This is a genomic window from Bradyrhizobium sp. BR14999, assembly GCF_056106085.1.
The window spans coordinates 5,872,908-5,885,447 of sequence record NZ_CM148536.1; the positions used below are offsets into that span (position 1 = coordinate 5,872,908).

Genomic DNA, 12,540 nt, shown 5'->3' on the forward strand with positions numbered 1-12,540 from the left:
GGTGGATTCGTCTCAAACGCAAACTAACTGGCCAAACGCCGGACGATCACCGACGCATTGGTGCCGCCAAAACCAAAAGAGTTCGACAATGCGACGTTGACCTCACGCTTCTTCGCCTTGTGCGGCACGAGATCGATCGCGGTCTCGACCGACGGATTGTCGAGGTTAATGGTGGGCGGCACGACATTATCGCGAATCGCGAGAATGGCGAAGATCGCCTCGATCGCACCGGCCGCGCCGAGGAGATGACCGGTCGACGACTTGGTCGAGGACATCGCGACCTTGGAGGCGGCATTGCCCAGCAGGCGCTCCACCGCACCAAGCTCGATCTCGTCGCCGAGCGGTGTCGAGGTGCCGTGCGCATTGATGTAGTCGAGATCGGATGCCGTGAGACCGGCGCGCTTGAGCGCTGCCGACATGCTGCGGAAACCGCCATCGCCATCGGGCGACGGTGAGGTGATGTGATAAGCATCGCCGGAGAGGCCGTAGCCGATCACCTCGGCGTAGATCTTCGCGCCACGGCGCCTGGCGTGCTCAAGCTCCTCGAGCACCAGGACGCCGGCGCCCTCGCCCATCACGAAGCCGTCGCGGTCCTTGTCATAGGGACGCGAAGCCTTCTCGGGCGTCCCGTTGAAACCAGTCGATAGCGCGCGCGCGGCATTGAAGCCGGCAATGCCGATGCGGCAGATCGGCGATTCCGCGCCGCCGGCCACCATGACGTCGGCGTCGCCGAGCGCGATCAGGCGGGCGGCATCGCCGACCGCATGCGCGCCGGTCGAGCAGGCCGTGACCACCGAATGGTTCGGTCCCTTCAGCCCGTGCGCGATCGAGACATAGCCGGAGGCGAGATTGATCAGGCGTCCCGGAATGAAGAACGGCGACACTCGGCGCGGTCCGCGCTCCTTGAGCAGAATCGCCGTATCGGCAATGCCGTTGAGGCCGCCGATACCGGACCCGATCATGGTGCCGGTCGCGCACTTGTCCTCTTCAGTCTCGGGATGCCAGTTGGCGTCATCGAGCGCCTGGCCGGCTGCGGCCATGCCGAAGATGATGAAGTCGTCGACCTTGCGCTGGTCTTTCGGCTCCATCCACTTGTCGGGATTGAAGGTGTCGTTCGAACCGTCGCCGCGCACGACCGTGCAGGCGATCTTGGTCTGGAGATCGGAGACATCGAAGCTCGCGATCCTGCGCGCACCGCTTTCGCCGTTGAGGATGCGTTTCCAGGTCGCTTCGACGCCACAGCCCAGTGGCGAGACCATGCCGAGACCCGTGACGACAACCCGCCTCATATCCGAAAACTCCGCATCGAAAGATTCACGGCCAATAACAAGAAACCGGCTGGCCGCTGCGAAGCGGCCCGTCCGGTTTCAATGTTGTCCCCGCGAAAATGAAGAGCCTTAGCTCTTCGCGTTCTTCTCGAGAAACTTCGTGGCATCGCCGACGGTGAGAATCGTTTCCGCAGCGTCGTCCGGAATCTCGCAACCGAATTCCTCTTCGAACGCCATCACCAGCTCGACGGTGTCCAGACTGTCGGCGCCGAGGTCATCGATGAAGCTCGCGTTGTCGACAACCTTCTCGGGTTCAACACCAAGGTGTTCGACCACGATCTTCTTAACCCGCTCGCCAATGTCACTCATTGCTTAACCTCGTGTTGTTCCCTGTAGACCCGACCCCCCGGGACGATACGAGCCGTCGTGGTCGTGTTACTTGCCTTCGCTTACGAACTTTGATTTGGCCCCATCCTAACCGATACAGGGCCCGGCGAACGACGGCCAAGGCTCCGCATCGCCAATATACAGGGTTTCAAAAACCTGCAATGGCGTTCTTTGCCCATCCGTTGAAGGTCCGGTTATCATACTTCAATTGCCTTGACTACAAGCCTCATTTCGCTCCGGAAACGGCCTTGCCGCATCCCGCGCCGCCCATGTGGGCAGTGCGGAATGAGGGCTTAGATCATAGCCATGCCGCCGTTGACGTGGATGGTCTGGCCGGTGACGTAGGCTGCTTCGTTCGAACTCAGGTACACGGCGGCCGCCGCGATGTCCTCGGGCGTGCCCAGACGGGCAGCCGGAACCTTGGTCAGAATCGTTTCGCGCTGCTTGTCGTTGAGCGCATCCGTCATCGGCGTCTTGATGAAGCCTGGCGCGATGCAATTGGCGGTCACGCCGCGCTTGGCGTATTCGGCACCGAGCGTCTTGATCATGCCGATCAGGCCCGCCTTCGAGGCGGTGTAGTTGCCCTGTCCGGGATTGCCGGTGACGCCGACCACCGAGGTGATGGCGATGATGCGGCCGAAGCGCTTGCGCATCATCAGCTTGGTGGCGGCGCGTGCCAGGCGGAAGGTCGCGGTCAGATTGACGTTGATGACCTCCTCCCAATCCTCGTCACGGAGTTGCACGAAGAGATTGTCGCGGGTGATGCCGGCATTGGCGATGAGGATGTCGACCTGTCCCATCGCGGCCTCCGCAGCGGGTACCAGCGCTTCGACCTCATCGGCCTTGGAGAGATTGCAGGGCAGCACAAAGGCGCGCTCGCCGAGCTTGCCGGCAAGCTCATCCAGCACTTCCTTGCGCGTTCCGGAAATTGCAACGGTAGCGCCCTGCGCGTGCAGCGCCTGCGTGATCGCGCCGCCGATGCCGCCGGTCGCGCCGGTGACGAGCGCCTTCCTGCCAGTCAGATCGAACATCGATAACTCCCTCAACCCTGCTTCGCGGCGGCCAAGGCATCCTTGGCGGCGGCAATATCGTTGGGACCGCCGACAGCAACGCCGACGGCACCGTCCGCAATGCGCTTGACGAGACCGGTCAGCACCTTGCCGGCGCCGATCTCGAAGAAGCGGGTGACGCCCTGCCCTGCCATATAGGCAACCGACTCGCGCCAGCGCACCGTACCGGTGACCTGCTCGACCAAGCGGCGCCGGATCTCGTCGGGGTCGCTAATGGCGCTCGCCAGCACGTTCGACACCAGCGGCGCGGCCGGCGCCTTGATCGTGACTTTCGAGAGCGCCTCCGCCATGGCGTCGGCGGCCGGCTGCATCAGCTTGCAATGGAACGGCGCGGATACCGGCAGCAGCATCGCGCGCTTGGCGCCCTTGGATTTGGCGATCTCGACGGCGCGATCGACCGCTGCCTTGTCGCCGGAGACCACCACCTGCCCGCCGCCATTGTCGTTGGCGGCCTGGCAGACCTGACCCTGTGCCGCCTCATGGGCGACCTCCATGGCGGCCTCGTAGTCGAGGCCCAGCAGCGCGGCCATCGCACCGGCGCCGACCGGGACGGCTTTTTGCATTGCGAGACCGCGGGTGCGAAGCAGTCGTGCGGTATCGGAGATCGTCAGGCTGCCGGCCGCAGCCAGCGCCGAATATTCACCAAGCGAGTGGCCAGCGACGAAGGCCGCGTCCCGCCCGACGGAAAAACCGGCTTCGCTCTCCAGCACGCGCAGGGTGGCCACCGAGACCGCCATCAGCGCCGGCTGGGCGTTTTCGGTGAGCTGGAGGGTCTCGGCCGGACCATCCCATATGGTCGCCGTCAATTTCTCCCCGAGCGCGGCATCGACCTCGTCGAACACGGCGCGCGCCACCGGAAAAGCGTCGGCCAGGGCCTTGCCCATGCCAACGGCCTGGGACCCCTGCCCCGGAAATGTGAATGCTGCCGTCATCGGCGCTCCCTGCTTGTCGGGCTTGATCCTCACGAGAACCGGCAGCCGATTACGCGCGGCCTTGGGCCAAGGTTCCGGATCACGCTCCAAAGGGGGCCGTAGACACTGTCCGGGGTCGGACTGTCAAGCCAAGATGGGAACCCCGGCCGGCATTCAACCGGGGATGTGGCTTCCTAGAATCCGCCGGCCGTCTGGTTGGCGTCAACCTCTGCCCCCGCCCGCGCGCGGCGCGCGCTGTTGACCAATTGCCCTGGCCGATCGTCCCGGTTCGGCTTCGCGGTGGCGAGCCGCAGCACCGCGGCGTAGCCCGGCTGCACCTCCATGCGGCCGGCATGCCGGCTGGCGCTCAGCAGGCGATGCACCTTCGGCAAATTGTAGCAGGGCACGTAGAACAACAGGTGATGCTCGAGGTGATAGTTCACGTAGTACGGCGCGACGAACAGGCGCTCGAGAAAATTGGCATGGGTGGTGCGGGTGTTGCGCAAGGGGTCATTGCTGTCAGGGACGACGGCGTGCTCGGCGATATTGCGGATACGGGTGATGACCATCATCCAGGTCAGCAGCGGCACCAGCCATAGCAGCGGATAGGCCCACCACACGCCGGCCGCCGCGAGCGCAACGAACATTGCGGCATTGACGGCGCATTGCGGGCCGAGCTTGTCCCAGAAATGCGCCGCACGCTGCCGCCACGGCCAGTCCGTCGGCCCGAGCGCGTTGAGCAATTGTGCCTTGCGTTGCTGATAACCGGTCTGTCCGGTGATGTCGCGAATGAACTTGCGGCGATAGCTCAGCTTGGTGATTGGAAACGGCGCCGACAGCACCAGATCGGGATCGTCTTCCTGTTGGGTGCGCGCGTGATGCTGCAAGTGATAGCGCCGGTAGCTCCGCGTCTCTGCAAACAGCGGATAGGCACAGAACCATTGGCTCAGCGCCAGATTGGTTTTCTCGTCGGCGGACAGGCAGCCATGCGCGCCGTCATGCATGAGGATGGCGAGCCCAAGCTGGCGCGAGCCGATGATGGCGACGGCGAGAATGTATGTCAGCGGATTGGGCCACCACGCGACCAGAGCGATCGCGCCTACGATCAGCGCCCAGGCATGCACGATCAGTGCAACGCCTTTCCACGTCACGCGCTGGCGCACGTCGGCCAATTGTTCGTCAGTCAGGAAATCGCGGGCACGCATGCGAAGCGCGGTCATGGCCTAACTCTCCCCATCCGAAGTGGTCGATGCGTCGTGCTGCTCGACGAGACGCAGGCGCGCCGCCTCGCCCGTGGATTTCGCCTGCTCACCGAGCACGCGCAGCATCTCGGCGCAGAGCTGCTCGGGCGAACGGCCCATGGCGTAGCCTTCGAGGATGACGCCGATGGCGACGGCCCAGAACCGCCGCGAGCTTTCGTCGGGCGCGCGCAGGGAGCGCCAGCCATGCCGCGCGACCTGGCTCGCATAGGCCCGCGCGCCTTCGCTGTGCAGGCGCTCGATGGTGCGCTCGACCAGTGGCGCGAGATCCTGGCGCCGCCGCGTCAGTGTCAGGGCTTCGGCGAAGAAGGCGACCGAATCGCTCGCCGTGACCGTCTCGGCCAGCGCGTGCGTGTATTCCTGCGGCGTGCGCGTCTTCAGCGCCGCCTGCTCCGTCGCGCGCGCCAGATACAGCAGCTCGCGGCAGGCGCATTCGACGAACAGCGCCTCCTTGGTGCGGAAGTAATAGGTGATCTGGCTCGGGAACGCGTCCGCCGCGGCTGCGATGTCGGTGATCGCCGTGCCCGAAAGTCCCCGCTCCCGGAACAGCGGGCTCGCGGCATCCAGCAGCAGCGACCGCATTTTGCGGCCGGCCGAGCGCGTGGCGCGCGCGGCATGCTTGGGGTCGCTGGCGCCCGGCTCGAACGGCGCATGGGCAGAATTGTCTGCCATTGGATCCTCCCGCTGCTTTCTTTGTATGCTATACAAACAAATAGATCAAGCCGGTAAGATTTGAGGGTGGTGACCACCGCCTACGGGCGGGCGAGGCCGAGACTTGGCTCCCAATCTTGCAAAGCCGGCCAAAATCCGTATAAGGCGCGCATCCGCAGACCCCGGCCGGGAGCTGAACGGACGGTCTCAGCAAATCATTCGTGATTTTGGTGTGGCAGGGCCAGTCGGCCCGTCGTCCCGTGTTTCCGCCTTCTGAGCTTGATCCCAGAGTCCTTTCCGAAGGTCTCTTAAGGGTTTGACGCCGGGCGATGCGCCAACATGAGGAAAGGACTTCCATGCCTCTTTACGAGCATGTTTTTCTCGCGCGTCAGGACGCGAGCCCGCAGCAGGTCGAAGAGCTGACTGCGCAGATGACCGGTATCGTCGAGGGTCTCGGCGGCAAGATCACCAAGACCGAGAATTGGGGCGTTCGCTCCCTCACCTACCGCATGAACAAGAACCGCAAGGCGCACTTCGTGCTGCTCAACATCGACGCGCCGTCCGCGGCGATCGCCGAGATCGAGCGCCAGGAGCGCATCAGCGAAGACGTGATCCGCTATCTCAGCGTCCGCGTCGAGGAGCTCGAGGAAGGCCCGTCCGCGATGATGCGCAAGGCCGATCGTGATCGCGAGCGTGACGACCGCGGCGGTGGCTTCCGCGGCGAGCGTGAAGGCGGCTTCCGTGGTGACCGCGAGGGCGGTTTCCGCGGTGACCGCGGCCCGCGCCGCCCGCGCGAAGAAGCTGAAACCACGACGGATGGGGAGTAAGATCAATGGCTGAAGCTGGTGCACGCCGTCCGTTTTTCCGTCGTCGCAAGAGCTGCCCGTTCACGGGCGCCAATGCTCCCAAGATCGACTACAAGGACTCCAAGCTCCTGATGCGTTACGTCTCCGAGCGCGGCAAGATCGTGCCGAGCCGCATCACCGCGGTGTCCGCGAAGAAGCAGCGTGAGCTCGCCCGCGCCATCAAGCGCGCGCGGTTCCTGGGCCTATTGCCCTACGTCATTCGCTGATACGACCAATTCGACCGGCGGCCATTGAGCCGCCGGTCGTAAACTGATCTGAACGCATAAGGCTTCCGGGTCGTCCGGTCGCCGATGGTTGGGGCAAACGATGCCTCTAACCGCTCGAAGGGAGCGGGACAGCTGATGATGGCCTTTGGACTGATAGCCCTGATCGCCGGCGCCGCGTCGGCCCTGATGTTCGCCTCGATCATTTCGGGCGCGCTGATCTCGCTCGTCCTATTCTATCTCGCACCGCTGCCGCTGATGGTCGCCGCGATCGGCTGGGGGCCGCTGTGCGCGAGCCTCGGCGGCATTGCCGCCGCAATCGGCCTCGGCGCCCTGTTCGGCCTGCCCTATTGCATCGCCTTCGCCGTCACCGTCGCATTGCCGGCCTGGTGGCTCGGCCACCTCGTCCTGCTCGGTCGGCAGGTCGGAAGCGTCGGGCCAGACGCCTCCGTCGCCGAGCCGCCGGCCGAACCCGAGATCGAGTGGTATCCGGTCGGCCGCATCCTGCTCTGGATCGCAGGTTTTGCCGCGCTGACCACGATCGCCGCCCTGCTCACGCTCGGCACCGACGCCGAGACCATCACCGGCACGCTGCGGCGCGGCCTGATGCGCCTTCTGCGCACCACCGACCCGCAAACCTCGGGCGAAGCCAGCCAGTTCGTCGACGCGCTGGTGCGCATCGCACCGGCCGCCGCCACCATCGTCGCGATGATGACGCTGACTCTCAACCTCTGGCTCAGCGCCAAGGTGACGGCGACGTCGGGCCGGCTGCGTCGTCCCTGGCCGGACATGAAGACGGCCGAGCTGCCGCCGATGACGCTCGTGGCGCTCTGCATCGCGCTCGCCTTCTGCTTCACCGGCGGGCTGCTCGCGATCGTCGCGCAGATCACCACGGCCGCGCTGATGATGGGCTATGCGCTGACCGGTTTCGCCGTGCTGCATACGCTGACGCTGACGCTGAAGAGCCGCACCTTCTGGCTCGGCTCGACCTACGCCGTCGTCGTCGTGTTCGGATGGCCCGTGATCGCGATGGTGATCCTCGGCCTTGCGGATGCCGTGTTCGGCTTCCGCGAGCGCTTCCTGCGCAGCCGGCAGCCGCCGCCACTGCCGACCCCTTAAGTCCAACCCGAAAACTGAAACTCAGACCACTTCAAAGGAGAACGAATATGGAAGTCATTTTGCTGGAACGCGTCAACAAGCTCGGCCAGATGGGCGAAGTCGTGAAGGTTCGCGACGGCTATGCCCGCAATTTCCTGCTCAAGCGCGGCAAGGCGCTGCGCGCCACCACCGACAACCGTGCCAAGTATGACGGCATGAAGGCCGAGCTCGAGGCTCGCAACCTCCAGGCCAAGGGCGAGGCGTCCAAGGTCGCCGAGAAGATCGAGGGCAAGAACATCATCGTGATCCGCCAGGCCTCCGAAGCCGGCCAGCTGTTCGGTTCGGTCACGGTGCGCGACCTCGTCGCCGCGTTCGAGACCGACGGCGTCCACCTCGACCGTCCGCAGGTGCAGCTCGACGCGCCGATCAAGACCATCGGCAAGCACACGGTCACCGTCGCCGTTCACCCCGAGGTCGAGGTCGAGATCACCGTGACGGTCGCGCGCAGCCAGGACGAAGCCGAGCGCATCAACCGCGGCGAGGACATCTCGACCCGCAACGAGGACCGCGACGCCGCCGCCGAGGCGATCGCCGCGGCCGGCGAGTTCTTCGATCCGGAAGCCCAGCACGAGGAGGTCGAGCCGGCGCCGGCTGCGGATGAGAAGTAAGCAGCACGTACAGCTCGTCATGCGCGGGCTTGACCCGCGCATCCATCAAGAGAGTTTGCTCAAGAAGATGGATTGCCGGGCCAGGCCCGGCAATGACAACAGAGAATGGATCAGCCCGGTCGCTTCAGGCGGCCGGGCTTTTCGTTTTGGCGGCGACGTCCTCGCTCAACATCGCGATCGAGGCGAGCGCGGTTGCCGTATGCTTCTCGATGCCATCGCTGACGCAGAACACGTCGGCCGCGGCCACGGCAACCTGACGGCCCGGCTTGATCACTCTTGCCCGGCAGATCAGCTTCTCGCCGACCGCGGGCGATAACAAATTGAGCTTGTATTCCGCCGTTAGCGCCGGCTGGCCGCGCGAGGTGGCGGCAGCGATCGTCGTGGCGTTGTCGACCAGGAAGGCAGTCACGCCGCCATGGAAAAAGCCGTGCTGCTGAAGCAGTTCCGGCCGCCGCTCTACGGCGATGGTACAGGTGCCGCGCGACAATTCGGACAGCTCGGCGCCGACCAGATTCATAAAACCCTGCCGGCCGACATTGGCGTGGATGCGCTCGGCAACGGCTGCGAATTCGGGGTCCGCTTCGGCTCGCATGCTGTCTCTCCCTATTGTTTGTCGATGCGATCGAGTGGCCGTAGCGCACGGATGGCGCAGGCGATCAGCGTGTCGGCCTCAATGCGCGGATCGGCGCGCTCGCGTCCCGACAGAAAGGCGCGGCAGAAGATCTGGGCCGGGCCGATCAGCTGGCTGACGAACATCACCGGCGTCATCGGCAGCAGCTCGCCGCGCGCGACCAGCGGCGCGCGCCAGCGCTCGATGCCTTCGACAAGGCGCGCGTTCTGCGCGCGCTGGCCGTCGCGCACGTCCTCGCCCCATTCGCTGCGCGAGATCTCGAAGAGATAGCGCGCCTCGCGCCGGCTGGTGACGACCCAGTCGAGATGCGCCCGGATCAGGCGATCGATACCCTGCTCCGCATCGGGCACGGGATCGAGCGCGGCCAGCACCGCGGCGTGATAGTGTCGCAGCACTTCCAGGAACAACGCGCCGGCGAGCTCCTTCTTCGAGCCGAAGGCATGAAAGAAGCTGCCATTGGAGGCACGCGCCCGGGTACGGATCGCGGCCACCGTCGCAGCCTCGAAGCCGACGCGGTCGAACACGATTAGTCCCGCCTCCAACAGGTCATCACGCATGCTCGCCGTCATCGAGACCTCCTAGAGCGTTACTCTAGAGCAGCACTCTACAATCGGTCAAGACGGTGCGGAGGACGCGATGCGCGGCCTCCGCACCGTCGATTGGAAAATGTGGATTGGCTTAGCGCGAGATCGGCGGCGCCGGCAGGCCGGAGGACTCGGCTGGCGCTGCGGGCGGGGCTGCAGCGGTCGCGGGCGGCGCCGATTCCTGCGGTTTGACCGCGGGTGCCGGTTCGGAACTGGCGGCAGGCGCGGCTGGCTTGGGAGCGGCCTCTTCTGCCGGCTTCGGCGCGGCCGGCTCGGCCGGCTTCACGACGGCTGGTGCGGACGGCGTCACCTGCGGGACCGGATCGGGGCGCAGCGCTGGAGCTTCGCTGCCGCGCGGCTCGACCTTCGCGCTATCAGGCTTGGCCTCGGCGGGCTTCTCGGATGCCTTGCTGCTGTCGGGCTTGGCCTCGTCACGACCCGGCTCGACCTTGGCGCTGTCGGGCTTGGCCGTCTCAGGCTTTGACTCGACCTTCGGCTCGCTCTTCTTGTCTTCAGTGGCCGGCGCGGCGGCGTCGATCTTCGGTGCTTCCTCAGTCCCGGGCTTGCCTCGGCGCTTGGCCTTGCGTCCCTCCGGTGCTGCCTGGCCCTCGGACTTCGCGCCGTCCTCGGCCGGCCGCGCAGCACGCTTCTGGCGCGCGCCCTCGGCCGCCGGAGCGGCACCCTCGCCCTCCGGCTTGGCGGCCTCCTGCGACCGCTGGCGGCGGCCCTGATGTTCGGACTGGCCCGGAGCCGTATTGGCTTCCTTATCCTTGGCGCCGTCCTTCTTGTCCCTGCCGTCCTTGGCCTGGTAGCGGGTATCGGTGGCACCGTTGGAGACGAGGTAGGAGGCGAGGATGCCCGCCATGTCCGAGCTCGTGGTGTAGTGCTGGCGCAGGAAGCCCGGCAGCGAACCCGGCGCCACGGATTTCAGAAGCCCGCGGGGGCTCTTGTGGCAGGCATTGCAGGTCTGCGCGAAGAGCTGGGACGGAGACTTGCCGGCCTCGAGGTTCGTTGCCTGCGCAAGAACGGTATCGGTCGCGCCGAAGCCGATCAGAAGCAGTACCGTCGCGAGACTGAGCGCTCGGCTCGACATTTCCCATCATCTCCATTGAAATCCGAGAGGTGCAGCCGGCATCCCGCGCGGCGGCGGTCACCTTTTAGCCGATTGAGCCGCGAATGGAAGCGGGCCCGCGCGCAAGGATGTGATTAAGCGCTTTTCGAATATCGGCTTTGAACACAGCGCAATAGCGGAGCCGGACCCGCTCCCCTAGATTTAGATGCAAACGCATAGGAACCCGAGCGGGACCCTGAGCGTCAAATGTAAAGGCCGGGTTAGTCGCATCTCTTCGGGTCCGCTCGAGAGGAAGGTGTCGATGGACCGTTTGTTGCGTAGATTCCTGTCTCAATTCATCCGCCGCGGGTCGATGATGCTGACCAGCGCGAGCGGGGCGACGTTCACTGTCGGCGACGGCTCTGGCGAACCGGTCGCGGTGCGCTTCATGACCGCGGACGCGGAGCGCAAGATCCTCATCAATCCCGAGCTCGGGCTTGGCGAGGCCTATATGGACGGCGAGTTCGTGGTCGAACGCGGCACCATAGCTGATGCCCTCGCGATCCTGCTTGATCAACCCGACCTATTGCCGCAGTGGGCAAAACCGTGGTGGCACCTGCGCTATCTGACGCGCCACCTGAAGCAGTTCAATCCGCGCTCGCGCGCCCGCAGCAATGTGGCGCACCACTACGATCTCGACGCCCGGCTCTATTCACTCTTCCTCGATGCCGACAAGCAATATAGCTGCGCCTATTTCGAGACGCCGGAGACGACGCTCGACGATGCACAGCTCGCCAAAAAGCGGCACATCGCCGCGAAGCTGCTCGTCAGGAACGGCCAGCGCGTGCTCGACATCGGCTCGGGCTGGGGCGGGCTCGGGCTCTATCTCGCCGAGATCGCAGGCGCCGACGTCACCGGCATCACCCTGTCGACCGAGCAATTGCAGATCGCCAATGCGCGCGCCGCCGAAAAGGGCCTGGCGGGCTCGGCCAAATTCCTGCTGCAGGACTACCGCGACATCGACGGCCCATTCGACCGCATCGTCTCGGTCGGCATGTTCGAGCATGTCGGCGCCCGCTTCTACGACACCTACTTCCAGCGCTGCGCCGAGCTCCTGAGCGAGGACGGCGTCATGCTGCTGCACTCGATCGGCCGCTCGCAGGGGCCGGACTCGACCAATCCCTGGATCGCCAAATACATCTTCCCCGGCGGCTACATCCCCGCTCTGTCCGAGGTGCTGCCGGCGATCGAGCGGGCGGGCCTGCTGGTCTGCGATATCGAGATCCTGCGCCTGCATTACGCAGAGACGCTGAAAGCCTGGCGGGAGCGCTTCATGGCACGGCGCGAGGAGGCCGTGCAGCTCTACGACGAGCGCTTCGCGTTGATGTGGGAGTTCTACCTGGCGGCCTGCGAAATGACCTTCCGCAAGCAGGCGATGATGAACTTCCAGATCCAGCTCACCCGTCGCCAGGGCGTGGTGCCGATCACGCGCGACTACGTCACGCGCGAAGAAGCCCGGCTGCGGGCCCTCGAGGGCGGCGCCAAGCCCAGGCTGAAGCTGGCAGGTGAATAAGCCCTAAAGCGCGATGAGATTAGGATGAATCGTCATCGCGCTTTAGGTTATTGTTTGAGCATGATCTTTTCGGAAAACCGCTGCACACTTTTCCGGATCATGCTCTAGTGACGCAGGGTCGAAATCTGGGAGAGCCGGAAAGAGGCGTTTAACGCCAGTTGCGCCCGCAATTCGACGAGAAGTTCGGGTGCGACCGGCTGACGCCGCACGTCAGGCCGCTCGGCGTGCTCCATGGCCGCGATCAGTCCCGCGAGCCAGAGCCGGCTGCCTGCTTCGCTCCGCCATATCTGCTGCTGCCGTTCTGGCCGCATTGCTTGCCT

15 protein-coding genes are annotated in these 12,540 nt (G+C 65.1%); 5 read left to right on the top strand and 10 right to left on the bottom strand.

Going from position 1 to position 12,540, the window contains the following annotated elements; all coding sequences use genetic code 11:
* Nucleotides 1-23 precede the first annotated feature (23 nt).
* The 6 genes from fabF to ACR9YP_RS27555 all read right to left on the bottom strand — a co-directional run bounded on the left by fabF (nucleotide 24) and on the right by ACR9YP_RS27555 (nucleotide 5,567).
* Nucleotides 24-1,289 (bottom strand): beta-ketoacyl-ACP synthase II, encoded by a 1,266-nt coding sequence (gene fabF / locus ACR9YP_RS27530; RefSeq protein WP_438108853.1) that lies wholly within the window; start codon nucleotides 1,287-1,289, stop codon nucleotides 24-26.
* A gap of 108 nt (nucleotides 1,290-1,397) precedes the next feature.
* The gene (locus tag ACR9YP_RS27535) at nucleotides 1,398-1,637 is read right to left on the bottom strand and encodes an acyl carrier protein (RefSeq protein ID WP_008551805.1); all 240 of its coding nucleotides are present in this window, start codon (nucleotides 1,635-1,637) and stop codon (nucleotides 1,398-1,400) included.
* A gap of 311 nt (nucleotides 1,638-1,948) precedes the next feature.
* Nucleotides 1,949-2,686: a 3-oxoacyl-[acyl-carrier-protein] reductase gene (gene fabG, locus ACR9YP_RS27540; RefSeq protein ID WP_438108856.1), complete on the bottom strand. Its 738-nt coding sequence runs from the start codon at nucleotides 2,684-2,686 to the stop codon at nucleotides 1,949-1,951.
* 11 nt (nucleotides 2,687-2,697) lie between these two features.
* Complete coding sequence (fabD, locus tag ACR9YP_RS27545) at nucleotides 2,698-3,657, bottom strand: ACP S-malonyltransferase (protein ID WP_091895063.1); 960 nt, start codon at nucleotides 3,655-3,657, stop codon at nucleotides 2,698-2,700.
* 173 nt (nucleotides 3,658-3,830) lie between these two features.
* Nucleotides 3,831-4,856, bottom strand: coding sequence for a fatty acid desaturase family protein (locus tag ACR9YP_RS27550; RefSeq protein ID WP_438108858.1), 1,026 nt, complete (start codon nucleotides 4,854-4,856; stop codon nucleotides 3,831-3,833).
* A 3-nt stretch (nucleotides 4,857-4,859) separates the two neighbouring features.
* Nucleotides 4,860-5,567 (bottom strand): TetR/AcrR family transcriptional regulator C-terminal domain-containing protein, encoded by a 708-nt coding sequence (locus ACR9YP_RS27555; RefSeq protein ID WP_474217608.1) that lies wholly within the window; start codon nucleotides 5,565-5,567, stop codon nucleotides 4,860-4,862.
* Between the two features lie 335 nt (nucleotides 5,568-5,902).
* Between ACR9YP_RS27555 and rpsF the strand changes: the two genes are divergently transcribed.
* The 4 genes from rpsF (at nucleotide 5,903) to rplI (ending at nucleotide 8,381) form a co-directional block, all read left to right on the top strand.
* Nucleotides 5,903-6,373, top strand: coding sequence for a 30S ribosomal protein S6 (rpsF, locus tag ACR9YP_RS27560; protein ID WP_438108860.1), 471 nt, complete (start codon nucleotides 5,903-5,905; stop codon nucleotides 6,371-6,373).
* A gap of 5 nt (nucleotides 6,374-6,378) precedes the next feature.
* Nucleotides 6,379-6,618, top strand: coding sequence for a 30S ribosomal protein S18 (gene rpsR / locus ACR9YP_RS27565; protein ID WP_007592020.1), 240 nt, complete (start codon nucleotides 6,379-6,381; stop codon nucleotides 6,616-6,618).
* Between the two features lie 135 nt (nucleotides 6,619-6,753).
* A complete protein-coding gene (locus ACR9YP_RS27570) occupies nucleotides 6,754-7,734 on the top strand; it encodes a YybS family protein (protein ID WP_128942990.1) in 981 nt (326 codons plus the stop codon).
* Between the two features lie 47 nt (nucleotides 7,735-7,781).
* Nucleotides 7,782-8,381: a 50S ribosomal protein L9 gene (gene rplI / locus ACR9YP_RS27575; RefSeq protein WP_438108866.1), complete on the top strand. Its 600-nt coding sequence runs from the start codon at nucleotides 7,782-7,784 to the stop codon at nucleotides 8,379-8,381.
* Between the two features lie 124 nt (nucleotides 8,382-8,505).
* Here the strand turns inward: rplI and ACR9YP_RS27580 are convergent, their stop codons facing one another.
* The 3 genes from ACR9YP_RS27580 to ACR9YP_RS27590 all read right to left on the bottom strand — a co-directional run bounded on the left by ACR9YP_RS27580 (nucleotide 8,506) and on the right by ACR9YP_RS27590 (nucleotide 10,689).
* The gene (locus tag ACR9YP_RS27580; protein ID WP_474217609.1) at nucleotides 8,506-8,973 is read right to left on the bottom strand and encodes a PaaI family thioesterase; all 468 of its coding nucleotides are present in this window, start codon (nucleotides 8,971-8,973) and stop codon (nucleotides 8,506-8,508) included.
* 11 nt (nucleotides 8,974-8,984) lie between these two features.
* Nucleotides 8,985-9,581, bottom strand: a complete 597-nt coding sequence (locus ACR9YP_RS27585; RefSeq protein ID WP_130217699.1) for a TetR/AcrR family transcriptional regulator — start codon at nucleotides 9,579-9,581, stop codon at nucleotides 8,985-8,987.
* A 109-nt stretch (nucleotides 9,582-9,690) separates the two neighbouring features.
* Nucleotides 9,691-10,689, bottom strand: coding sequence for a hypothetical protein (locus ACR9YP_RS27590; RefSeq protein WP_438108872.1), 999 nt, complete (start codon nucleotides 10,687-10,689; stop codon nucleotides 9,691-9,693).
* A gap of 280 nt (nucleotides 10,690-10,969) precedes the next feature.
* Here ACR9YP_RS27590 and ACR9YP_RS27595 point away from each other — a divergent pair, with 280 nt between their 5' ends.
* Nucleotides 10,970-12,220 carry a class I SAM-dependent methyltransferase gene (locus tag ACR9YP_RS27595; RefSeq protein ID WP_438108874.1) on the top strand — a complete coding sequence of 417 codons (1,251 nt, stop codon included), beginning with the start codon at nucleotides 10,970-10,972 and terminating at the stop codon, nucleotides 12,218-12,220.
* A gap of 104 nt (nucleotides 12,221-12,324) precedes the next feature.
* Here ACR9YP_RS27595 and ACR9YP_RS27600 read toward each other — a convergent pair whose 3' ends face one another.
* Entirely contained in the window at nucleotides 12,325-12,531 is a 207-nt protein-coding gene (locus ACR9YP_RS27600) for a transcriptional regulator (RefSeq protein WP_438108876.1), read from the bottom strand.
* Nucleotides 12,532-12,540 lie beyond the last annotated feature (9 nt).